The organism is Streptomyces fuscichromogenes, assembly GCF_014645815.1.
GTDB lineage: Bacteria > Actinomycetota > Actinomycetes > Streptomycetales > Streptomycetaceae > Streptomyces > Streptomyces fuscichromogenes.
Genome location: NZ_BMML01000027.1, coordinates 106744 through 129378, shown reverse-complemented (window position 1 = coordinate 129378; position 22635 = coordinate 106744). Strand labels below are relative to the sequence as shown.

Sequence of the window (22635 nt, the reverse complement as noted above, 5' to 3'; positions counted from 1 at the left end):
CGTGAGCTCCCGGACTTCACCTGGGAGAAGACGGACCGCGTGGACGCCCTGCGCAAGGCCGCGGGCCTGTAACCCCTGAGTCACCACGTCGAAGGCCCGGTCTCCCCGCGGGGGAGACCGGGCCTTCGACGCGTCCCGGGGCCGCGGAAATCGGCTGGCAGCCGAGGCGCGATGATCAGTACGGTGGAGGCCTCCCGGTGCGATGGCCGCGGTTACTTCCGTGGAGTGTGCCCAAGGGCGCGCGATGAAGCTGGTGTGTTCCGACCGCTGCCGGACTGAACTCGGGAGGCCGGTGCCGTCCGGTGTGCGGGTCTCGGATCCTTCCTTCCGGGTGATTCCCTCGCAGGTTCGAATCCTGCTGCCGGTCCTGGACCGGTATGGCCGAGTGGTCCAAGGCAGAAGACCGCCGTACGGCGTTCCGCGGCCGGAGTGATCTCGGGCGGCGCCGGTTGTCAGTGGCGTTTGGTAAGAATGCAAGCGTGAGCAGTGAGAACGGGCAGGGGGGCGGGGGCGCCGGAGGGGCGCCGCCGGAGCAGCTCGCGCTCATCCGGGAGAGCGTGCGCGAGGCCAGGACGCCCCGGGCCAAGCCGCGCACCTGGCGGGGGGCCGCGCTGGCCGAGCGGCTGCCGGTCGCGCGGGTGCTCGTGGACAAGGGCGTGCTCCATCTCGACCGGTATTTCGACTACGCCGTCCCCGCCGAGCTGGACGCCGACGCCCGGCCCGGGGTCAGGGTGCGGGTGCGGTTCGGGGCCGGACGGCACCGGGTGCGGGACGGGCGCCGGGAGGGCGGGGGCCTCATCGACGGGTTCCTGGTGGAGCGACTCGCCGAGTCCGACTACTCGGGGCCGCTGGCCGCACTGGCCCAGGTGGTGTCGCCCGAGCCGGTGCTGAGCGAGGAACTGCTCCGGCTCGCACGGGCGGTCGCCGACCGGTACGCGGGCAGCCTCGCGGACGTGCTCCAGCTGGCCGTGCCGCCGCGCAGCGCACGGGCCGAGAAGCGGCCGTCCCCCGAGCCCCTGCCGCCCCCGCCGGTGCCCGACGCGGGATCCTGGACGCGTTACGAGCACGGGGCCGCCTTCGTCGAGTCGCTGGCCTCCGGCGGCTCGCCGCGGGCGGTGTGGAACGCCCTGCCGGGTCCCGGGTGGAGCGAGGAGATCGCCCGAGCCGTCGCCGCCACGCTCGCCTCGGGACGCGGCGCGCTCGTCGTCGTGCCGGACGGGCGGGCCGCCGCGCGGGTCGATGCCGCGCTGACCGGAGTGCTGGGCGAAGGGCGGCATGCGCTGCTCACGGCCGATGCCGGGCCCGAGAAGCGGTACGCGCAGTGGCTCGCCGTCAGCCGGGGTTCGGTGCGGGCGGTGGTGGGGACCCGGGCGGCCATGTTCGCGCCCGTGCGGGATCTCGGGCTCGTCGCGATCTGGGACGACGGGGACGACAGCCACAGCGAGCAGCACGCGCCGCAGCCGCATGCGCGCGATGTGCTGCTGTTGCGGGCGGCGCTCGACAAGTGCGGATTCCTGCTCGGCGGTTGCAGCTGCACGGTGGAGGCCGCACAGCTCGTGGCGAACGGCTGGGCGCGGCCCCTGGTGGCGGGGCGGGAGCAGGTGCGGCGGGCCGCGCCGCTGGTACGGACGGTCGGGGACGGGGACCTCGCGCGGGACGAGGCCGCGCGGGCCGCGCGGCTGCCGACGCTCGCCTGGCAGGCCGTCCGGGACGGCCTGCGGCACGGGCCGGTGCTGGTGCAGGTACCCCGGCGGGGGTACGTGCCGCGGATGGCCTGTGACCGGTGCCGGGCGCCGGCACGCTGTCGGCACTGCGCCGGTCCACTGGAGGCGCGGGACGCCGGGGCGCTGGAGTGCGGATGGTGCGGGCGTGCGGAGAGCGACTGGCACTGCCCCGAATGCGGCGGCTTCCGGCTGCGCGCGCAGGTGGTCGGGGCCCGGCGCACCGCCGAGGAACTGGGACGGGCCTTTCCCGCGGTACCCGTACGGACCTCGGGGCGCGAGCAGGTGCTGGACACCGTGCCGGGGACGCCCGCGCTGGTGGTGAGCACCCCGGGCGCCGAGCCGGTCGCCGAGGGCGGCTACGCGGCGGCCCTGCTGCTGGACGGCTGGGCCATGCTGGGACGGCCGGACCTGCGGGCCGGCGAGGACGCGCTGCGCCGCTGGATCGCGGCGGCGGCGCTGGTGCGGCCGCAGGGGGACAGCGGGACCGTGGTCGTCGTCGCGGAGCCGACCCTGCGGCCCGTGCAGGCGTTGGTGCGGTGGGATCCGGTCGGGCACGCGGTGCGGGAGCTGGCCGAGCGGGCGGAGCTGGGGTTTCCGCCGGTGTCGCGGATGGCGGCGGTCGCGGGCCCGCCGGAGGCGCTCGCCGAGTTCCTCGGTACGGTCGAACTGCCTTCGGACGCTGAGGTGTTGGGGCCGGTGCCGGTGCCGGTGCCCGTGGCGCGGGCGGGCGCGCCGCGTCGGACGGGGGCGGCGCCGCCGGGGGAGCACTGGGAGCGGGCGCTGGTACGGGTGCCGCCGGGGAGCGGGGCGGCACTCGCCGCCGCGCTGAAGTCGGCTCAGGCCGCGCGGATGGCGCGAGGGAGTGGGGGCGGCGGGAGCGCGAGTGGGAGTGGGGGCGGCGGGGAGCCGGTTCGGGTGCGGATCGATCCGCCGGACATCGGGTGACCGGGCAGACGGCTGCCCTCCCGGATGCTTGCCGGGAGGGCAGGGGCGGCGGATCGGCCCTTCAGGTCAGCCGTTGGGTGCGTCAGCCGTTGCGGGGGCCGGGGAAGGCTGTCGGCCTGACCTCGTCGCGCAGCGTGGGGCTGCCGGCCGTCGGCTGGGTCGGCATGGAGCGGGCGGCCGGGACCGTCGGTACCACGGGCAGGCCGGCGCCCACGTTGATCGTGCGGGTGCCCGACGGTTCCGTGGACCGGTCGGGCTCGGCCGTGGCGGTCGCCGTGGCCGTGGCCGTGGCCGCGGTCTGGGCGGCGGCGCGGCGGGCGCCGTAACGGCGGTGCACCGCCTGCTTGGTGACTCCCAGCGCGGAGCCCACCGCGTCCCACGAGAAGCCGAGTGAACGGTCGAAGTCCACGGCGGCCGTGACCAGCGTCTCGACACTGTCCCGGAGTTCCTGGGCGAGACGGACCGTCGGGGCGGGGGCGCGTCCGTAGACGACGAAGCCCGTGGACGGGCCGGAGCGGCGCGGGCGGTATACGTTGCCCAACTGGGCGGTGAGCGTGCGTAGTGCGTCCACCTGGCGGCGGACCCGCTCGATGTCCCGCACCAGCAAGTGCAGGCTGGCCCGGGCCTGGGCGTCGTGGGTTGCGTGGTCGGCCATGAACAAGCCTCTCGAACCGGCGTTGAAAGGAATGGGCCGAGGATGCGGCCCGTTGTGGTCAACTCTCTCTTGACCAACGCGTGGGCGCTCCGCTGGTCACGGTGTAGGGGCGTATGGGCATATGCGTACGCCGGGTGGCACGCTGTGCACCACCTGATTCCGCTCCCGCCCGCGCACCGCCCGTTCGCGGTGGGCCGAGCGGCCGGGCGACCTGTGGGGTGGTTCGTCGTCGGCGGCCTTGGGCCGGAGTCATAGACTTGTGCGTTGCCCGTACGTGACCCCGTCCGAGAGGCTCGCAGCCGCCCATGAAGCTTGTCTTCGCCGGTACCCCCGAAGTCGCCGTTCCCGCTCTGGACGCTCTGCTGTCCTCCGGGCGGCACGAGGTGGCCGCCGTGGTCACGCGGCCCGATGCGCCGGCCGGGCGGGGGCGCAGGCTGGTCGCCTCGCCCGTGGCCGAGCGGGCGATGGAGGCCGGGATCGAGGTGCTGCGGCCGCTCAAGCCCCGCGATCCGGAGTTCCTGGAGCGGCTGAAGGAGATCGGGCCGGACTGCTGTCCGGTGGTGGCGTACGGCGCGCTGCTGCCCCGGGTCGCGCTGGACGTGCCGGCCCACGGTTGGGTCAACCTGCACTTCTCGCTGCTGCCCGCCTGGCGCGGGGCGGCTCCGGTGCAGCACTCCATCATGGGCGGGGACGAGATCACGGGCGCCTCCACCTTCCTCATCGAGGAGGGGCTCGACTCCGGGCCCGTCTACGGCACCGTCACCGAGGAGATCCGGCCCACCGACACCAGCGGTGACCTGCTGACCCGGCTCGCCTTCGCCGGGTCCGGGCTGCTCGCCGCGACCATGGACGGCATCGAGGACGGCACGCTCAAGGCCGTACCGCAGCCGGCCGAGGGCATCACCCTCGCGCCGAAGATCACCGTCGAGGACGCGAAGGTCGAGTGGTCGGCCCCCGCGCTGCGGGTCGACCGGGTGGTGCGCGGGTGCACCCCCGCCCCCGGTGCCTGGACCGTCTTCCGCGGCGAGCGGCTCAAGCTCATCCAGGTCACACCGGTGCCCGAGCGGACCGATCTCGCCCCGGCCCAGATCGCCGTCGGCAAGAACAGCGTGCACGTCGGGACCGGGTCGTACGCCGTGGAACTGCTCTGGGTGCAGGCCCAGGGCAAGAAGCCGATGCGGGCCGCCGACTGGGCCCGTGGCGTACGCATCGGCGCCGGGGAGACCCTCGGAGCCTGAGCGACCTGTCCCAGCAGCGGCTTTCCGGCGCACGCGGCGTACGCTGGGAGTCGCCTTCATTCCCGTACCCGGAGCACCTTTTTCGTGAGCGAGCAGTCCCGGCGGCCGCGCAGGCCCGCCAAGCCCTACCGCCGTCCCCAGAAGGACCCCGTCCGCGTCCTCGCCTTCGAGGCGCTGCGCGCCGTGGACGAGCGGGACGCGTACGCCAACCTCGTGCTGCCGCCGCTGCTGCGCAAGGCCCGGGAGAACGGCGACTTCGACGGGCGGGACGCCGCGCTCGCGACCGAGCTGGTGTACGGGACGCTGCGTCGGCAGGGGACGTACGACGCCATCATCGCCGAGTGCGTCGACCGGCCGCTGCGCGAGGTGGACCCGCCGGTGCTGGACGTGCTCAGCCTGGGTGTGCATCAGCTGCTCGGCACCCGGATTCCCAGCCACGCCGCCGTCTCCGCCTCCGTCGAGCTGGCCCGGGTGGTGCTCGGCGACGGGCGGGCCAAGTTCGTCAACGCGGTGCTCCGCAAGGTCGCGCAGGACGACCTCGACGGCTGGATCGCGAAGGTCGCGCCGCCGTACGACCAGGACCCCGAGGACCATCTGGCCGTGGTGCACTCGCATCCCCGGTGGGTCGTCTCCGCGCTCTGGGACTCCCTGGGCGGCGGCCGTGCCGGGATCGAGGAACTGCTGGCCGCCGACAACGAACGGCCCGAGGTGACGCTGGTCGCCCGGCCGGGACGGGCCACCACCGAGGAACTCCTCGGGGAGGAGGCCGCCGTACCGGGGCACTGGTCGCCGTACGCCGTGCGGCTCTCCGAGGGCGGGGAGCCCGGCGCCATCACGGCCGTGCAGGAGGGCCGGGCGGGTGTGCAGGACGAGGGCAGCCAGCTGGTCGCCCTCGCGCTCGCCAACGTGCCGGTCGAGGGCCCGGACGGCAAGTGGCTGGACGGCTGCGCCGGACCCGGTGGCAAGGCCGCGCTGCTCGCCGCGCTCGCCGCCGAGCGGGGGGCCGTGCTGCTGGCCTCCGAGAAGCAGCCGCACCGGGCCGGGCTGGTCGGCAAGGCGCTGCACGGCAACCCGGGGCCGTACCAGGTCATCGCCGCCGACGGCACCAGGCCGCCGTGGCGCCCCGGTTCCTTCGACCGGGTCCTGGTGGACGTCCCGTGCACGGGCCTGGGCGCGCTGCGCCGTCGCCCGGAGGCACGGTGGCGGCGTCGCCCCGAGGACCTGGACAACTTCGGCCCGCTGCAGCGCGCGCTGCTGCGCACCGCGATCGACTCGGTGCGGGTGGGCGGCGTGGTCGGTTACGCGACCTGCTCCCCGCATCTGGCGGAGACCCGGGCGGTGGTCCAGGACGTCCTCAAGCAGCGGCCGGAGACCGAGCTGGTGGACGCGCGTCCGTTGCTGCCGGGGGTGCCTGAGCTGGGGGAGGGGCCGGACGTGCAGCTGTGGCCGCACGTGCACGGCACGGACGCGATGTACCTCGCGCTCATCCGGCGTACCGGTTGACGGCTCAGACCAGAACGGTGCCCAGGGACGCCCCGGTCTGTTTCTTGCCCAGGTACGACTCGGCGCGGTGCGGCTCGGCGCCGTTGTCGACGGTCCAGTCGGATTCCAGGACACCGTAGGGGTCGGCGAAGAGAGTCCTGAGGTCCGGCACCGCCGCTACGAGATCGTCGCGGTCGGCGAAGTTCGCCCATCGCCCGACCCGTGGCGGAATGGTCTTCGCCTCCGGGAGCCGGTCGTACACCAGCGTTCGCAGACCCAGGGGCGAACCCAGCGTCATCAGCAGAGGAAGGGCGTCGCGCACCCGGTGGGCCGCCTGGAACGCGGCCACCGATCCGAGGGAGTGACCCACGATCGCCACCGTCTCGGGGCCCACCTGTTCCGCGATCCGCCGCTGGACCTCCTCGCGGACCGCTTCCTCGGTGAGATAGCGGGTCACCTGGGCGAGAGCCCGGTTCACGAATGTCTGGGCGAATGCCATGCCGGCGGGTGCGAACCAGCGCAGGCGGGCCAGGCCGTTCAGCACCGGACGGCCGGCGGCGCGTACTCCCTGACGTCCTGGGGCGTCAGGGTCCAGTGCGCCGAGCCGTCGGTAGGCCTCGTCCCGGTCCACCTCGTCGGCGGCGCGCTCCTCGGCCCGGTGGAGCCATTCCATCGCCAACTCGGTGGCCAGCTCGCACTGTTCGGGCAACAGGTCCTCGACCGTCTGGCCTTCTCCCATCCGCCCCCCGGCCAGGAACAGGTCGCCGTAGAACACCATCCGGCAGTCCTCGTCCCCCGGGCGGTGGTCACGCCACAGGCGGTCGGCGAGTCCGGGATGGCCGGCGCTTCGCAGACCGCCCGCCAGCGCGGGGATCCACCGGGACTCCAGGGCGTCCGCGGACTCCTGCTCCTGCCCGATCCCGTGCACCAGCACGATTCGACTCACTCGGCCCCCCTGAGGTCCGTCGATGATGCGGGACCCTGGAGTCTAACCGCCGGCCACCCGGGCACGCCGTGCCTCGCGGTCTCTCAACTACGTTCGAAACCGACTGTTTTGACACGACGCGGAGCTGATTCATGCTGTGGTGATGAGCAACAGGGGCGGGCGCTTCTCCTTGGTGATCGGGTCACAGTGTGATGCCCTCGGGGAACGCCGGACACTGGACCGGCTGACGGAGACGACGACCGGGCTGGACGCTGTGCTGCGGGATCCGCTGCGCGGGGACTGCCGCCCGGCCCTGGCCGACGGCCGGTCCCACTTGTTGAACGAGGGCCGCACCGCGACCTATGCGGCTGTCGCGGAGGCCGCCGCCACGGTGGGACAGGCCCGGGGAGCCCTGCTGCTCGCCTGGATCGGCCACGGAATGGCGGTGAACGGCGACTTCTACGTGCTCCCACAGGGGAGCACCCCCGTCCCCGGCCACCCCGAGGGCCCGTACGCACTGACGCAACACCTGAGGGAGCTTCTGGCCGGCCAGCCGGACCTGGAGCTCGTCCTGCTCCTGGACGCGTGCATGTCGGGAGCCGGCGTTGCCGAGGCGGCGGCACGCTGGACCACCCTCAACGACGACCTGCGGCGCCGGATCCAGATCCTCTCGGCGGCCAACATCGACGAGTCGGCCTACGACTGCAGTTTCAGCCGGAGCGCGGTGGCACTGCTGCGCCAGGGCCACATCGCCCTCGGCGAGCGGCTGATGGCGAGCGACCTCAAGCGGGAGGCCGAGCGTCACGAACGCCGGCAGCAGCCCGCCGTCCTCACCCTGGACGGTGTGAAGGCCGGACCCGCTCTCTGGCTGGCGCGCAACGCGGCTCTGACGGCACGGACCGGCTCCCTGCCCGCTCTCTCCCGTGCCGATCTCCCCGCGCTGCGCCAGGCCCTGCGGCACTTCCGTCCCGGCCCCGCGCTCGCCGACGTCGTCCAGGCTTCGCGCACCAGTCGGTACGTCGTGGTGAGCGGGCCCGCCGGTTACGGCAAGACCACTCTGCTGGCGGCCCTGACCCGGCCGGAGGTCGCGCCCGGGACCGTTCCGCACCACTTCGTCCACGGGCTGCGACTCTTCCGACGGCAGGAGACCAGCGATCGTGTGGCCCGTGACCTCGCCATGCAGCTCAGTGTGACCGTGCCGGGGTTCCGCGAGGCCTCGGCCGCCTATGAGGCCTCCGTACCCCGTACCGAATGGGACCGGCTGCCGCAGGCCGAGCGGTTGCTGTTCGGCCCGCTGGGCGGCATGCCCGGCACGCTGGTCCGGCTGGCTCTCGACGGCTTCGACCAGCTCGCCGACAGCTCCGCCGCCGAACTGGCCGATCTGGTCGGGCGGTTGCGGTCGCTGCCTGCGGACGGCGCGGATCTGCGCCTGGTGATCTCGGCACGCCCCGGTGCAGCGCCCGCGCCCGAGGCCACCGTGGAGCTGGGACCGGCGCCGGAGGCCGACGTGCGCAGCTCTCTTGCGGCCCAGGAGGTTCCCGCGCACCTCCTGGACGCGACCGTGGCGGCGGCCGAGGGCAGCTGGCTGGTCGCCTCCCTCCTCGCCGACCAGGTGCGCGCCGACCCGTGCATGGCTGCGGACGACGTTCCGCGAGGCCTGGGAGCCGTCTACGACCTGGTGCTCGACGCCGCGCTGGAAGGCGGCGCGGCATGGGACGCGGCGGACGCGCCGGTCCGGGCCGTATTCACGGTGCTGGCCGCCGCGGGACCGGGCGCCGTCCTTCCCCGGGAGCTGCTCATCGCGGCCTGTGCCGAACTCGGCGCGGTGGGCATCGGCGAGACCTGGCTGACCGACGGCCCGGCGGCGCCGCTGCGGCGCTATGTGGTCCAGGCCGTGGCCGGCGGTGGCGCCGCCGAGACCAAGCTGTACGGGCTCTTCCACCAGTCTCTGATCGACCACCTGTCCGGCGACGTGGGCTCGGCCTACTCCGTGGACCTGGTGGCGGGGCACCGGGCACTGGCCGCCGCTCTCACCCGGCTGGCACCCGCCGAGGAGTACACACCGGCCCTGGCGCAGGAGCCTCTGCAGGAATACGCGAGGCAGGCCGAGGCCGAGCACCTGTGGCGATCCGGTGCGCATCTGGAGGCGCTGGAGAGCCTCGCCGCTCGTCCGTCGCCCGTACCGGCCGACAATCTCCGGCAATGGCGGCACTGGCACGACGTGGCGCGCAGGACGTACGGCTCGGAGCACTTCCTCACGACCATCACCCACCACAACGTGGCAGCCCACACCGGCATGGCCGGCCACCTGCAACAGGCCCTGGAGCTCTACGCCTCCCAGCAGGACGCCTCGGAGGGAAGCGAGCTCGGCCTGATCGCGCGTGCCAACCTCGCCGCGGCCACCGGAGAGGCCGGTGATGCCGAGCGGGCCCTCGAACTGTGCAGCGCCCTGTTGCCGGAGGCCGAGGACGCGCTGGGGCCCGATCACGCTCTCACCCTGACGGTGCGCAGCAACATCGCTCTGTGGAGCGGTCACGCCGGCAACGCCCGGCGGGCCCTGGAGCTCTCCGTCGAGCTGCTCGGCGACCGGACCCGGGTGCTGGGGCCGAACGATCCCAGCACACTGACGACGCGCCACAACGTGGCCTTGTGGACGGCCGAGTCAGGGGACCACCCACGGGCTCTGGCCCTCTTCGAGAGACTGCTGCCGGACCGCGTACGGGTGCTCGGCCCCGACCACCCGGACACCCACGCGGTGCGCAACAACATCGCCCTGCTGACGCAGGAGACCGACCTCGAGCGGGCGTACGAGCTGTTCTCCGAACTGCTGGACGACCGGATTCGCATCCTCGGCCCGGAGCATCCGGAGACGTTGATCACCCACAGCAATCTGTGTCGCTGCATCGCCTACCGCGGCGACCTGGAGCGTGCGCTGGAGGTGTGCGAGGAGTTGCTGGCCGTCCGGGTGGTCGCGTTGGGCCCGGACCATCCCGAGACGCTGAAGAACCGCTGCGACGTCGCGACCATGACCGGCAGGACCGGGCAGGTGCGACAGGAGATGGACCTGCTGGCCGACCTGTTGCCGGACATGGAAAGAGTGCTGGGGCCCGACCATCCCGCCGCCTTGACGACCCGGGCGGCCATGGCCTTCGCGACCGGGCAACTCGGCAAGGCGCGGGAGGCCGTGGAGCTGTGGGCCGCGGTGCTGGCGGACCGGACCAGAGTGCTGGGACCTGAGCACCCGGACACCCTGGAGACCCATGTCTGTCACGCCATGGAGATCGCCGTCGCGAGCAGCCCCTGGCAGGCGCTCCGGCTCACGAGCGCGCTGCTGCCCGTGCACGTGCGTGTCCTGGGCCGCGACCACCGCAGCACGCTCTACCTGCGATTCGCCATCGCCGGGCTGACGGCGCGGGGCAACCAGGACCGGGCGCTCCAGCTCCTGTCCGACCTGCTGAAGGACCAGATCCGCGTTCTCGGCCTGACTCACCCCGATGTCTCGGCCACCAGGCGGCTCATCCGGGCGCTGACGGAGAAGAAGCGGCGCCGATCCTGAGCCGCACCGGCCGCGGCCTGGCTCGCCGACCGGCTTCGGCGGGCTTCCGGGCCGGGACCGGCGCGAACATCCGTGCCCGGACATGGCACGCTTGGGGCATGGCCGTGCAGATCAACCCCAGCATCCTGTCCGCCGACTTCGCCCGCCTCGCGGACGAGGCGAAGGCGGTCGAAGGCGCCGACTGGCTCCACGTCGACGTCATGGACAACCACTTCGTCCCGAACCTCACGCTCGGTGTGCCGGTCGTAGAGTCCCTGGCCCGTGCTACGGACACCCCGCTGGACTGCCATCTGATGATCGAGGCCCCCGACCGGTGGGCACCCCAGTACGTCGAGGCGGGGGCTTCCTCCGTCACCTTCCATGTGGAGGCGGCGGCCGCCCCGGTGCGGCTCGCCCGCGAGATCCGGGCGATGGGCGCCCGCGCCTCCATGGCGCTGAAGCCCGCGACGCCCGTCGAGCCGTACGAGGACCTGCTCCCCGAGCTGGACATGCTGCTCATCATGACGGTGGAGCCCGGATTCGGAGGTCAGGCGTTCCTCGACATCATGCTGCCGAAGATCCGCCGCACCCGGGAGCTGATCGGCAAGCACGGACTGGAGTTGTGGCTGCAGGTCGACGGTGGAGTTTCCGCGTCGACGATCGAGCGGTGCGCGGACGCCGGAGCCGACGTTTTCGTGGCAGGTTCCGCGGTGTACGGGGCAAACGACCCGGCAGAGGCGGTACGTGCACTACGCACCCAGGCGGAGTCGGCCACCGCTCAGGCGTCCTGGGCGTGCGACCACTGAGGTACGGGAACGTGAACGGCTCCGATCAGGGCTGATCAAGTGCGCCGGATCTGCAAGGATGAACGGCGTATCCAGAGTGTGAACAGCAGTGAGGAGATGGCCGTGTCGGGTATGTCGGCGGGCCGGTCAGCCATGCGGATGGGACCCGCAGAGCTGGTGCAGGCGGCGGCCATGGCCCGCCGCTTCTATCTCGAAGGCAAGTCCAAGATCCAGATCGCTGAGGAGTTCGGCGTCAGCCGCTTCAAAGTGGCCCGGGTACTGGAGACTGCCCTCGAAAGGGATCTCGTACGCATCGAGATCCGCGTACCGGCCGAACTGGACGCCGAGCGCTCGGACGCGCTCCGCGCCCGCTACGGCCTGCGGCATGCCGTCGTGGTCGAGTCCCCGGCCGAGGCGGAGGAGACCCCCGACCCCGAGAACCTCGGCGAGGTCGCCGCGGACCTGCTCGGCGAACTCGTCAACGAGGGGGACGTGCTCGGCCTCGCGTGGGGCCGGTCCACCATCCACATGGCGGCCGCGCTGGACCGGCTGCCGCCGTGCACGGTGGTGCAGCTGACGGGCGTGTACGACGCCGGGACCTCCGAGCGCGGCTCGGTGGAGGCCGTGCGGCGCGCCGCGCAGGTTTCGGGCGGCGACGCCCACCCCATCTACGCGCCGATGCTGCTGCCCGACGCGGCCACCGCGGCCGCGCTGCGCAACCAGACCGGGATCGCCCGCGCCTTCGAGTACTTCGACAAGGTCACGGTCGCCTGTGTCTCCATCGGTTCCTGGGAGCCCGGTATCTCCACGGTGCACGACATGCTCAGCGACGAGGAGCGCGCGCACTACGCCACGCTCGGTGTGGCCGCCGAGATGGCCGCGCACCTCTTCGACGCCGAGGGCCGCCGGGTCGGACGGGACCTGGGGGAGCGATGCATCACGGTCAAGGCCGACCAGTTGCGCCGTGTCCCCGAGGTCGTGGCGATCGCGGGCGGGCAGCGCAAGGCGGCCGCGATCGACGCGGTGCTCCGCTCGGGGCTGGTCACCAGCCTCGTCACGGACACCTCGGCCGCCGACTACCTGATGGCGGCGGGCAGCACGCCCAAGCCCGCGCTGAGCCGCGCGGACCCGGACGGCCCCTGACAGGGATCGTGGCACGCCGCGGCAGCACGGGTGACAACGCTGCCGCGGCGGGCGGACCCGTTCGGTGAGTCGGGCTTCGGAAGCCGGGTCTCAGGAGCCGGTGGCCAGTGCCGCGTCGATCAGGACGGCGGCCGCCTCACGGGCCACCGCACCCGCCGACGGGTCGCGGTCCATCCGTGCGGACACCCCGCCCCCGTCGTAGAGCAGGTGCAGCCGGCGGCCGAGTGCCTCCGGATCCGGGGCGCCGGCGTCCCGGGCGAGGTCGGTGAGCAGCGTCCGGATCCAGGCGCGGGAGGTGTCGGAGGCCTCCTCGATGGCGCTGCCGTGCTTGGCCTCCGCGCTGGCCGCCACGAAGGCGCAGCCGTGGTAGCTCTGCTGGGCGAACAGCTCGGCCTGTGCGTCGAAGACGGCCAGCAGCCGGTCCCGCGGGTCCTCGGCGGCGTCGACGGCGCGCAGCAGCCGCTCGGTCAGCCGCGTGTGCCGGGAGTCCAGGTAAGCGCGGATGAGCTGTTCCTTGCCGCCGAAGGTGTTGTACAGCGAGGCCTTGGCGACCCCGGCGTGCTCGATGATCCGGTCGATCCCGACCGTCTGCACGCCTTCCGCGTAGAACAGCTCGTTCGCCGCCGAGAGCAGCCGCTCCCGGGCCGTGGCGGCCTTGGCACCCGACGTCTTCGTCATGCCACTCACCCTTCCGACTCGTCCATGTTACGGCTGACCAGACCGGTCTACTCAGTCACCGGGAGGCGCGTGCGGGCTCGGCCTCGACGGCCGGCGCGCCGCCGGAGGCCACCAGCACGCCCGGCGCGCTCGACGGCTTCCCGCGCAGCAGCAGGGCGCCGAGGGCCAGTACCGCCAGGGCGATGACCACCGCGCCGTACTCCTCGGAGGTCGGGACCAGGCCGCCGCCGTGCACCACCAGCACACCCGCGAGCACGGAGGGGGCGCCCATGCCGAGGTAGGAGACGACGAAGAGCAGGGACAGCACGCCCGAGCTCTCGTGCGGCCTGGTCAGTGGCATCACGGTGCGGATGCCGCCCTGGAAGCCGCTGCCGAACCCGAGGCCCGCCACGGCCGTACCGGCGAAGAACAGCGCGGGCAGGCCCTGGTCGACGGCCACCAGGGTGAGCGTCACCCCGGCGACGAGCGCCGCGATGCCGGTGTACATCACGGTGGTCGCCGCGGCGTTGCGCAGGGCGAGGACCGAGCCCGCCGCCACGATCGCCAGGACGAAGAGGCCGAGGCCGCCGTAGACGGCGGAGGTGGAACCGACCAGGGTGCGGACCAGGGACGGGCCGAGGGAGCCGTAGAACCCGGCCAGCGCCCAGACCGCGAACATGACCGGGGCGGTCGCCAGCACGGCACCGCGGACGGTGCGCGGGAGCCTGATCTCGGGCACCAGGCTGGCCAGCGCGCCGGGCGCCCGGGTGACGGTCTCGTCGATCAGGGTGATGGCGACGGCCTGGGCGGCGAACACGACGAGCAGGCCGAGGTAGATCGTGTGGGTCGGGGCGGGCAGGTACTGCACGACGAATCCGCTGACCAGGGCGCCCGTCGCGGTGCCCACACCGGGGGCGAAGGCGTTGGCGAGGGTGCCGCGGGAGCGGTTGATGTCCATCATCCCGGCCCCGATCGCGCCGAGCGCGGCACCGGTCGACAGGCCCTGCACCACACGGCCGACAAGCAGTTCGTCGACGCCTGCGGCGGTGGAGAACAGCAGCATCGCGGCGGCCTGGGCGGCGATCGCGGCGATCAGCACCGGGCGGCGGCCGACGTGGTCGGAGAGCTTGCCGAGGACCAGCAGGCCGGAGAGGACGGCGATCGCGTAAATGCCGAAGACGATGGTGGTGGTGATCGGGGTGAAGCCCCACTCGGCCTGGTAGGTCGCGTAGAGCGGGGTGGGCGCGCTGGAGGCGGCGAGGAAGGAGACGACGACGGAGGCGAGCAGGTAGAACGCCGCACGCGGCGGGATCGGCTTGCGCGCTGCCTGGGCGCGCTCGGCGGGTTCGGTTCGCTCGGTTCGCTCGTGCGGGGCGAGGTGGTTCATCGGAGATCCTTCGCGGGGGCGGGGCCGAAGATCGTCGGTTCGGAGGTCCTTGGAGAAGCTCTTGGGTAGACCTGTCTGTCTGCTTGTGCTGGTCAACCACATAGACAGGTCTGTCTATTCCGCCGGGGGAAAGATTTTCCACTGGAGCGTCCTCACCCGCTGGACGCCGTCAACCCCGAGGATGTGTACGACAGTAGGACCGGCCAGGTGCCGATCACATCGGGAGGACGCGTTGACCACAGAACCCCAGTCCGTGCCGGGAGCCGAACCGCAGCCGGTGCTCGGTCCGTTGACCACCGCGGCGATCTTCCTGGTGCTCACCGTCCGCCCCGGCGGCGAGGAGACGGCACGGGAGGTGCTCGGCGACCTTCGCGCACTGGAGCGCAGCTTCGGCTTCGGCACCCCGGAGGCCGCGCTGAGCTGCGTGGCCGGGGTCGGCTCCGCCGCCTGGGACCGACTGTTCGACCACCCCCGCCCGGCGGGACTGCACCCCTTCCGGCCGCTGGCGGGACCCCGGCACAGCGCGGTCGCCACCCCCGGCGACCTCCTTCTGCACATCCGGGCCACCCGGTTCGACCTGTGCTTCGGGCTCGCCGCCGAGCTCATGCGCCGGCTGCGCGACGCGGTGACCGTCGAGGACGAGGTGCCGGGCTTCAAGTACCTGGACGCCCGCGACCTGCTGGGCTTCGTCGACGGCACCGAGAACCCGGTCGGCGCCGCCGCCCGCCGGGCGGTCCTGATCGGTGCGGAGGATCCCGGTCATGCCGGCGGCAGCTACGTGATCGTGCAGAAGTACCTCCACGACCTGGACGCCTGGAACGCGCTGCCCGCCGAGACGCAGGAGCGGATCATCGGGCGGACGAAGGCCACCAACCTCGAACTGGAGGAGCCGGCCTCCCACGTGGAGCTGAACACGATCACCGGACCGGACGGCGAGGAACAGCAGATCCTCCGTGACAACATGCCGTTCGGCAGCCCCGGCGGCGGCGAGTTCGGCACCTACTTCATCGGGTACGCCCGGACGCCGGACGTCATCGAGCAGATGCTGCGGAACATGTTCCTCGGCACCGCGGACGCCTCCCACGACCGGATCCTCGACTTCTCGACCGCGGTCACCGGCACGCTCTTCTTCGTGCCGTCCGACGACTTCCTGGACGATCTGCCCGCGCTTCCCGAAGCGGGCGAGAGGGAACAGTGACAGCGCTGTCCGCGCATGTGATCGTGCTGCCCGGCGGCGGCTACGTCGGGTACGCCGAGCACGAGGCCGAGCCGGTCGCCGAGTGGCTCACCGGGCTGGGGCTGGGCCTGGAGGCGAGCGTCTTCCGGTATCCCCTCGACGCCCGGCATCCGGTGCCCCTCGAAGCGCTGCGCGCCGAGATCCGGCGGCTGCGCGCCGAAGGGGCCGACCGGATCGGGCTGGTGGGCTTCTCCGCGGGCGGACACCTCGCGGGGCTGGCGGCCCTGGCCGCGGACCACGACGTACGGACGTCGGTGCAGTTCGCCGTGCTCGGCTACGCGATCACCTCGATGGAGACGGAGACCTGCCGGCCGTCCCGGATCGTCCTGCTGGGCGAGGACGCCTCGCCGGAGCTGCGCCGGGCCACCTCGCTCGACGCGCTGGTGACCCCGTCGGCGCCGCCGTTCTTCCTGTGGCACACGGCGGAGGACCCGTACGTCTGGCCGGAGCACACCTACCGCCTGGCCACGGCCCTGGCCGCCCACGACGTGCCGCACACCGTGCACGTCTATCCGCACGGCCCGCACAGCCTGGGCCTCGCCCACGGCGCGGGGGAGGCCGAGACCTGGACCCGCTCGGCCGCGATCTGGCTGGCCGAACAGACCGGCCCCGTGACCCCGCTCGGACGCCGCTGAGATGACGACGGGCCCGTATCCGGTCCCGCTCGACCTCGCCGGGGCCGCCGACAAGGCGGGCCTCATGGACCGCGTCGCCGCCGCCCTGGGGCTGCCCGGCCGGACGAGTGGGAGACCGCCCGGCGCGTGTTCACCGACGCCTCGGCCGGCGAACCGGCGCCGACCGTCGTCCTCGCGCCGGGCCGACCTCGTCCCCGTAGGTTCCTCCAAGCGGGCTCTGACCTGCCTGGACCTTCGTCCCGGGCATGACGTACCGGTCCGCATGGGAGAATGAAGTACGTGCTCTTCCCCCTGGCCGGCCGGTCCGGGGGTCACCTCTGATCGACCGGGATGTGCGGCACGTGCGTTTCCTCAATGACCTCCAGCCCCCGTACGACCTGACGTACGACGACGTCTTCATGGTGCCGAGCCGCTCCGCGGTCGGCTCGCGTCAGGGCGTGGACCTCGGCTCGCCCGACGGCACGGGCACCACCATCCCGCTGGTCGTCGCCAACATGACCGCGATCGCGGGCCGGCGGATGGCCGAGACGGTGGCCCGGCGCGGCGGGCTCGTCGTGATCCCGCAGGACATCCCGATCGACGTGGTCACCGACGTCATCACCTGGGTCAAGAGCCGCCACCTGGTGCTGGACACGCCGATCGTGCTGGCCCCGCACCAGACCGTCGCCGACGCGCTGGCCCTGCTGCCCAAGCGGGCGCACAACGCCGGTGTCGTCGTCGACGAGGACGGCCGTCCCGTCGGCGTCGTCACCGACCGGGACCTGACCGGCGTCGACCGCTTCACCCAGCTCGCCGAGGTGATGTCCCGCGACCTGCTGCTGCTCGACGCGGACATCGACCCCCGCGAGGCCTTCAACAAGCTGGACGGCGCCAACCGCCGCTACGCCCCGGCGGTCGACCGGGACGGCAGGCTGGCCGGCATCCTCACCCGCAAGGGCGCCCTGCGCGCCACCCTCTACACCCCCGCGACCGACGCGGACGGCAGGCTGCGGATCGCCGCCGCCGTCGGCATCAACGGCGACTTCGCGGGCAAGGCGAAGCAGCTGCTCGACGCGGGCGTCGACACGCTCGTCATCGACACCGCGCACGGTCACCAGGAGTCGATGATCAGCGCGATCAAGCTGGTCCGCGACCTCGACCCGAAGGTCCCGATCGCGGCCGGCAACATCGTCTCCGCGGAGGGCGTCAAGGACCTCGTCGACGCCGGTGCGGACATCATCAAGGTCGGCGTGGGCCCCGGCGCCATGTGCACCACCCGCATGATGACGGGCGTCGGCCGGCCGCAGTTCTCGGCGGTCCTGGAGTGCGCCGCCGAGGCCAGGAAGTACGGCAGGCACGTCTGGGCGGACGGCGGGGTCCGGCACCCCCGCGACGTCGCCATGGCGCTGGCCGCCGGTGCCTCCAACGTGATGGTCGGCTCCTGGTTCGCGGGCACCTTCGAGTCCCCGGGCGACCTTCAGCAGGACGCCGACGGACGGCTGTACAAGGAGTCCTTCGGCATGGCCTCCGCGCGGGCGGTGCGCAACCGCACGTCCGACGAGTCGGCCTACGACCGGGCCCGCAAGGCGCTCTTCGAGGAGGGCATCTCGACGTCCCGGATGTTCCTCGACCCGGCCCGGCCGGGTGTGGAGGACCTGATCGACTCGATCATCGCGGGGGTGCGGTCGTCGTGCACCTACGCCGGCGCCGGGTCGCTGGAGGAGTTCGCGGAGAAGGCGATCGTGGGGATCCAGAGCGCGGCGGGGTACGCGGAGGGCAAGCCGCTGCACGCCAGCTGGAGCTAGCCGCTGCGCGGGCGCGGTGCGGGACGGCGCGCCTTCGGGCTCGTGTTCTACTTCGTATACGGCTGCCGCCGGTCCCGTCCTGCACCACTGAGAGCTGAACGACCCCTTGCTGAACGATCTCGACGAACGCATCGTGCACGCCCTCGCCGAGGACGCCCGCCGCTCCTACGCGGACATCGGGCAACTGGTCGGCCTGTCCGCACCTGCCGTCAAACGGCGCGTGGACCGGCTGCGCGCCACCGGGGCGATCACCGGATTCACCGTACGGGTCGACCCGGCGGCCCTCGGCTGGGAGACCGAGGGGTTCGTCGAGATCTACTGCCGGCGCAACACCTCCCCGGAGACCATCCAGCGGGGCCTGGAGCGCTACCAGGAGGTGGTGGCCGCGTCGACGGTCACCGGTGAGGCCGACGCGATCGTGCAGGTCTTCGCGTCGGACATGCGGCACTTCGAGAGGGTGCTGGAGCGGATCGCGGGGGAGCCGTTCGTGGAACGCACCAAGTCGGTCCTGGTGCTGTCGCCGCTGCTGAGAAGGTTCTCCTCAGGGGCGCCGGGGTGAGAGCGGGCGCCGGGCCGGCGGTGGTACCGCGCCCTGAAGGGGCGCGGGGAACTGCGCGACCAGCCACGAGACACCCGCACCCGGCACACCACCGCGGCCCCTCTACTCCGCGGTCTTCCTCGCCAGCGCGTTGTTGCCGATGGAGTTGTGCACACTGAAGCTCACCGCGTCCGACCGGTAGCGGTCGTCGGACCACTCCACCGGCCGTCCTTCCCGCGTCGTCGTCACGCGCCGCACCCGCAGCAGCGGGCTCGTGCGGCGGATGCCGAGCAGCTCCGCGTCCTGCGCCCCCGCCGCCACCGCATCGATGACGTGCTCGCCGTAGGCGAAGACCAACCCCGTCTCCTCGTACAGCCGTTGGGTGACCGACGGACACTCGGGCTCTATCGCCTCGACCGCCGGGGAGATCCAGTCCGCGTACACCGTCCGCTCCAGCAACACCGGTTCGCCATCCAGGCCGCGCACCCGGAGCACGTGCAACACCCTTGTGCCGACGGGGAGTTGGAGACGGACCGCGTCCTCCTGGGTGGCGGGGCGGTACTCCTGGGACACCACGTGTCCCGTCGCCTCGCGGCCCATCGCCCGCGCCCACTGCGCGAAGCTGCGCAGTTCCGCGAAGCTCTGGCTGCGGCGGCTGGCCAGCACCACCCGGCGGGCGCCCTGGCGGGAGCCGATCAGCCCCTCCGCGGTCAGCGCGGCGACCGCCTGGCGGACCGTGCCGCGGGAGACGCCGTACTCCGCCGCGAGCTCCGTCTCCGAGGGCAGCCGACTGCCGACGGTGTACTCCTCGCGGTCGATGGCGCGCCGCAGCTCGTCGGCGATCTCCTCGTGTCGCGCCGTCATGCTTCCCCTCTGGATAGACCGCTGTGCACAGCGTGACCAGCCTAATCGACGTTCCCGGGTGATTCGTTTCAGCCCCGAACCGGCCAGGACTGTGCAGCGAATTGGGGCTCAGGGTTTTTCCGGAGTTCACAGTCCCGACACCCACGCCGGGCGTACTGTGAGCCAACTTGTTCAGACAAGTTCGCCCGGTGCCATCCGCAGCGCCACCCACCCTCATGTGTACTACCTGGAGAGACCGTGACCGTGTCCCTGCCGAGAACCGCCCTCCTCGGCGGCTCCCTCGCCGCCGTTGCCGCGCTTGCCCTGAGCGCCTGCGGCGCCGCCCCCGACAACACGTCGTCCACCACCTCCGACGGCAAGAACGCCGCCACCGCGACCTCCGCCGCCGACCTCGGCGGCATGGACAAGCTGGTCGCCGCCGCCAAGAAGGAGGGCACGCTGCACATCATCGCGGTGCCCCGCGACTGGGCGAACTACGGCGCCATCATCGACGGCTTCAAGAAGAAGTACGGGATCAAGATCGAGGACGAGAGCCCCGACGGCTCCAGCCAGGACGAGATCACCGCCGTGACCTCCAGGAAGGGCCAGGACCGCGCGCCGGACGTGCTCGACCTCGGTTCCTCGTTCGCGCTCAGCGCCGCCCAGCAGGGCCTGCTCGCGCCGTACAAGGTCGCCTCGTACGACTCCATCCCCACCGGCCAGAAGGACCCGCAGGCGCGCTGGTACAACGACTACGGCGGCTACATCTCCATCGGCTGCGACGCCAAGCGCGTCAAGACCTGCCCGACCACCTTCGCCGACCTGCTCAAGCCGCAGTACAAGGGCCAGGTCGCCCTCAACGGCAACCCGACCAAGTCCGGTTCGGCGTTCGGCGGCGTCTACGCGGCCGCGCTCGCCAACAAGGGCTCCTTCGACGACATCCAGCCCGGCCTCGACTTCTTCGCCAAGCTGAAGAAGAACGGCAATTACACCCCCGTCGAGTCCACCCCGGCCACCGTCGAGAAGGGCGAGACGCCCATCTCGATCGACTGGGACTACCTGAACGCCGGTTACGCCGACGAGTTCAAGTCCAAGGGCGTGGACTGGAAGGTCAGCATCCCGAGCGACGGGCAGTACGCCCAGTACTACTCCCAGGCCATCAACAAGGACGCCCCGCACCCGGCGGCCGCCCGCCTGTGGCAGGAGTACCTGTACAGCGCCGAGGGCCAGAACCTGTGGCTCAAGGGCTACGCCCGTCCGGTCCTGATGTCCTCCCTGGAGTCGGCCGGCACGCTGGACAAGGCCGCCGCCGCCAAGCTGCCCGCGGTCACCGGCACGCCGTCCTTCCCGACCGAGGCCCAGCAGGACAAGGCCAAGACGGTTCTCGCGACGGGCTGGTCGAAGGCCGTCTCCGGATGACGGCCACGCTCACGCGGGCCGACGTGGCGTCCGCCGCTTCCCAGAAGCGGCGGCGCCGCGCCCCCGGCTGGCTCGCCGTCGTCCCGCTCCTCGCCTTCACCGCCGTCGCCTTCGGGCTGCCGGCCGTCGCCATGCTGAACGGCGCCTTCACGGTCAAGGACCCGTCCAGCGGGGTGAGTTCGTACACCGCGAGCAATCTCAGCGACTCGCTCCAGGGGCCGTACCTCACCGCCCTCGTCGGCAGCGTCAAGCTGTCCGCGCTCTCCGCCCTCATCGCCGCCGTGCTCGGCCTACTGCTCGCGCAGGCCGTCGTCAGCTCGCGCTCCCGGGCGCTGCGCGAGGCCGTGCTCACCGCCTCCGGTGTGCTCGCCAACTTCGGCGGTGTGCCGCTGGCGTTCGCGTTCGTCGCGACCCTCGGCAACGCCGGTGTGCTGACCACGCACCTGCACCTCACGGACCACGGCTGGAACCTCTACAGCTTCTGGGGCCTGGTCCTCGTCTACCTGTACTTCCTGATCCCGCTGATGGTCCTCACCATCACCCCGGCCCTGGACGGACTGCGCACCCAGTGGCGGGAGGCCGCGCGCAACAACGGCGCCACCGGCGTGCAGTACTGGCGGTTCGTGGCCCTGCCGGTGCTCGCGCCCTCGCTGCTCGGCGGACTGGTGCTGCTCTTCGGCAGCGCCTTCGCCGCCTACGCCACCGCCGCCGCGATGGTCGGCAGCGCGGTCCCGCTGGTCACCCTCCAGATCGCGGACGCCATCTCCGGCAACGTCCTGGTCGGCCAGGAGAACGTGGCCCTCGCCCTGAGCCTGGACATGGTGCTGGTGGCGGGCCTGGTGATGGCCGTGTACCTGCCCCTGCAACGACGGAGCGCCCGATGGCTCGACGCCTGACCCCGTGGCGCTGGGCCGTCCTCGGCCTGGCCGCCCTCTACTTCCTGGTCCCGCTGGGCGCCTCCGTCGTCTTCACGGTCGACGTGCCCGGCCAGGGCGTCACCTTCGACGCCTACTCCCAGATCCTGTCCGCCGACGGGTTCGTGTCCAGCCTGGTCCTCTCGCTGGAACTCGCCGTCGCCACCATCGCCGTCGTGCTGCTGCTGATGGTGCCCGCCATGGTCGCCCTGCGGCTGAGCGCCCCCAGGCTGCGCCCGGTCGTCGAGATCCTCTGCTCGCTGCCGCTGGTGGTGCCGCCGATCGCGTTCGTCGCCGGCATCGCGACCGTGCTCAAGTGGGGGCCGGACTACCTCTCCAAGACCCCGCTGTTCGAGACGTTCGTCGCCATCCAGAACCCGACCTTCCCGGTCGTGCTCGTCCTCGCGTACGTCGTGATGGCGCTGCCCTTCGTGTACCGGGCGCTGGACGCCGGGCTGCGCGCGATCGACGTGCGCACCCTCGTCGAGGCCGCCCGCAGCTGCGGCGCCAACTGGCCGCAGGCGCTCGTCCGGGCCGTGCTGCCCAACCTGCGCGGGGCGCTGCTCAACGCGTCCTTCCTCACCCTGGCCCTGGTGCTGGGCGAGTTCACGGTCGCCTCGCTGCTGGGCTACCAGCCCTTCGCCGTGTGGATCTACAACGTCGGCGGCTCCCAGGCCCAGATGTCCGTCGCCGTCTCCGTGCTCAGTCTCCTGGTGACCTGGGCCCTGCTCCTCGCGCTCGCCGGTGCCGGCGGCCGTGACCGAACCGCTTCCTCCCGGGGATGACACA

General features: G+C 72.4%; 18 protein-coding genes. 13 read left to right on the top strand and 5 right to left on the bottom strand.

Annotated elements, in window-relative coordinates; all coding sequences use genetic code 11:
• The first annotated feature begins 479 nt into the window (after positions 1–479).
• A complete protein-coding gene (locus tag IEZ11_RS41130) occupies positions 480–2669 on the top strand; it encodes a primosomal protein N' (protein WP_189268166.1) in 2190 nt (729 codons plus the stop codon).
• An 82-nt stretch (positions 2670–2751) separates the two neighbouring features.
• Here IEZ11_RS41130 and IEZ11_RS41125 read toward each other — a convergent pair whose 3' ends face one another.
• Positions 2752–3324, bottom strand: coding sequence for a hypothetical protein (locus tag IEZ11_RS41125; RefSeq protein ID WP_189268165.1), 573 nt, complete (start codon positions 3322–3324; stop codon positions 2752–2754).
• Between the two features lie 305 nt (positions 3325–3629).
• Here IEZ11_RS41125 and fmt point away from each other — a divergent pair, with 305 nt between their 5' ends.
• Entirely contained in the window at positions 3630–4562 is a 933-nt protein-coding gene (fmt, locus tag IEZ11_RS41120; protein ID WP_189268164.1) for a methionyl-tRNA formyltransferase, read from the top strand.
• 84 nt (positions 4563–4646) lie between these two features.
• Positions 4647–6065, top strand: a complete 1419-nt coding sequence (locus tag IEZ11_RS41115) for an RsmB/NOP family class I SAM-dependent RNA methyltransferase (RefSeq protein ID WP_189268163.1) — start codon at positions 4647–4649, stop codon at positions 6063–6065.
• 4 nt (positions 6066–6069) lie between these two features.
• Here the strand turns inward: IEZ11_RS41115 and IEZ11_RS41110 are convergent, their stop codons facing one another.
• Positions 6070–6990 carry an alpha/beta hydrolase family protein gene (locus IEZ11_RS41110; protein WP_189268162.1) on the bottom strand — a complete coding sequence of 307 codons (921 nt, stop codon included), beginning with the start codon at positions 6988–6990 and terminating at the stop codon, positions 6070–6072.
• 142 nt (positions 6991–7132) lie between these two features.
• Here IEZ11_RS41110 and IEZ11_RS41105 point away from each other — a divergent pair, with 142 nt between their 5' ends.
• The 3 genes from IEZ11_RS41105 (at position 7133) to IEZ11_RS41095 (ending at position 12432) form a co-directional block, all read left to right on the top strand.
• Entirely contained in the window at positions 7133–10525 is a 3393-nt protein-coding gene (locus IEZ11_RS41105) for a tetratricopeptide repeat protein (protein ID WP_189268161.1), read from the top strand.
• Positions 10526–10623: 98 nt separating this feature from the next.
• Positions 10624–11310: a ribulose-phosphate 3-epimerase gene (rpe, locus tag IEZ11_RS41100; protein WP_189268160.1), complete on the top strand. Its 687-nt coding sequence runs from the start codon at positions 10624–10626 to the stop codon at positions 11308–11310.
• A 78-nt stretch (positions 11311–11388) separates the two neighbouring features.
• The gene (locus IEZ11_RS41095) at positions 11389–12432 is read left to right on the top strand and encodes a sugar-binding transcriptional regulator (protein ID WP_189268159.1); all 1044 of its coding nucleotides are present in this window, start codon (positions 11389–11391) and stop codon (positions 12430–12432) included.
• 90 nt (positions 12433–12522) lie between these two features.
• On the opposite strand, the gene IEZ11_RS41090 is transcribed toward IEZ11_RS41095, so the two are convergent.
• Both IEZ11_RS41090 and IEZ11_RS41085 read right to left on the bottom strand, forming a co-directional pair.
• Positions 12523–13110 carry a TetR/AcrR family transcriptional regulator gene (locus IEZ11_RS41090; protein WP_189268158.1) on the bottom strand — a complete coding sequence of 196 codons (588 nt, stop codon included), beginning with the start codon at positions 13108–13110 and terminating at the stop codon, positions 12523–12525.
• 55 nt (positions 13111–13165) lie between these two features.
• Positions 13166–14476 (bottom strand): MFS transporter, encoded by a 1311-nt coding sequence (locus IEZ11_RS41085; protein WP_189268157.1) that lies wholly within the window; start codon positions 14474–14476, stop codon positions 13166–13168.
• A 232-nt stretch (positions 14477–14708) separates the two neighbouring features.
• On the opposite strand from IEZ11_RS41085, the gene IEZ11_RS41080 reads away from it, so the two are divergent.
• From IEZ11_RS41080 to IEZ11_RS41065, 4 genes are all read left to right on the top strand, one after another.
• Complete coding sequence (locus tag IEZ11_RS41080) at positions 14709–15674, top strand: Dyp-type peroxidase (RefSeq protein WP_229713665.1); 966 nt, start codon at positions 14709–14711, stop codon at positions 15672–15674.
• Positions 15671–16348: an alpha/beta hydrolase gene (locus IEZ11_RS41075; protein WP_189268155.1), complete on the top strand. Its 678-nt coding sequence runs from the start codon at positions 15671–15673 to the stop codon at positions 16346–16348. The genes IEZ11_RS41080 and IEZ11_RS41075 overlap by 4 nt, the downstream gene beginning before the upstream one ends.
• 341 nt (positions 16349–16689) lie before the next feature.
• Positions 16690–18132, top strand: coding sequence for a GuaB1 family IMP dehydrogenase-related protein (locus IEZ11_RS41070; protein WP_189268154.1), 1443 nt, complete (start codon positions 16690–16692; stop codon positions 18130–18132).
• A gap of 106 nt (positions 18133–18238) precedes the next feature.
• Positions 18239–18691, top strand: a complete 453-nt coding sequence (locus tag IEZ11_RS41065) for an Lrp/AsnC family transcriptional regulator (protein WP_123978555.1) — start codon at positions 18239–18241, stop codon at positions 18689–18691.
• A gap of 102 nt (positions 18692–18793) precedes the next feature.
• Here the strand turns inward: IEZ11_RS41065 and IEZ11_RS41060 are convergent, their stop codons facing one another.
• Positions 18794–19534, bottom strand: coding sequence for a GntR family transcriptional regulator (locus tag IEZ11_RS41060; protein ID WP_189268153.1), 741 nt, complete (start codon positions 19532–19534; stop codon positions 18794–18796).
• A gap of 237 nt (positions 19535–19771) precedes the next feature.
• On the opposite strand from IEZ11_RS41060, the gene IEZ11_RS41055 reads away from it, so the two are divergent.
• From IEZ11_RS41055 to IEZ11_RS41045, 3 genes are read left to right on the top strand one after another with little or no spacing between them, the layout of a single operon-like run.
• Entirely contained in the window at positions 19772–20932 is a 1161-nt protein-coding gene (locus IEZ11_RS41055; RefSeq protein WP_189268152.1) for an ABC transporter substrate-binding protein, read from the top strand.
• On the top strand, positions 20929–21828 hold the full coding sequence (locus tag IEZ11_RS41050) for an ABC transporter permease (RefSeq protein ID WP_189268151.1): 900 nt from the start codon (positions 20929–20931) through the stop codon (positions 21826–21828). Before IEZ11_RS41055 ends, IEZ11_RS41050 begins: the two co-directional genes overlap by 4 nt.
• A complete protein-coding gene (locus IEZ11_RS41045) occupies positions 21813–22631 on the top strand; it encodes an ABC transporter permease (protein WP_189268150.1) in 819 nt (272 codons plus the stop codon). Before IEZ11_RS41050 ends, IEZ11_RS41045 begins: the two co-directional genes overlap by 16 nt.
• Positions 22632–22635: the final 4 nt, after the last annotated feature.

Excerpts from the sequence above, each read along its gene's own strand:
- IEZ11_RS41090 (WP_189268158.1), bottom strand. The coding sequence starts at position 13,110 with ATGACGAAGACGTCGGGTGCCAAGGCCGCCACGGCCCGGGAGCGGCTG.
- fmt (WP_189268164.1), top strand. The coding sequence starts at position 3,630 with ATGAAGCTTGTCTTCGCCGGTACCCCCGAAGTCGCCGTTCCCGCTCTG.
- IEZ11_RS41050 (WP_189268151.1), top strand. The coding sequence starts at position 20,929 with ATGACGGCCACGCTCACGCGGGCCGACGTGGCGTCCGCCGCTTCCCAG.
- IEZ11_RS41125 (WP_189268165.1), bottom strand. The coding sequence starts at position 3,324 with ATGGCCGACCACGCAACCCACGACGCCCAGGCCCGGGCCAGCCTGCAC.
- IEZ11_RS41060 (WP_189268153.1), bottom strand. The coding sequence starts at position 19,534 with ATGACGGCGCGACACGAGGAGATCGCCGACGAGCTGCGGCGCGCCATC.
- rpe (WP_189268160.1), top strand. The coding sequence starts at position 10,624 with ATGGCCGTGCAGATCAACCCCAGCATCCTGTCCGCCGACTTCGCCCGC.
- IEZ11_RS41105 (WP_189268161.1), top strand. The coding sequence starts at position 7,133 with ATGAGCAACAGGGGCGGGCGCTTCTCCTTGGTGATCGGGTCACAGTGT.
- IEZ11_RS41085 (WP_189268157.1), bottom strand. The coding sequence starts at position 14,476 with ATGAACCACCTCGCCCCGCACGAGCGAACCGAGCGAACCGAACCCGCC.
- IEZ11_RS41045 (WP_189268150.1), top strand. The coding sequence starts at position 21,813 with ATGGCTCGACGCCTGACCCCGTGGCGCTGGGCCGTCCTCGGCCTGGCC.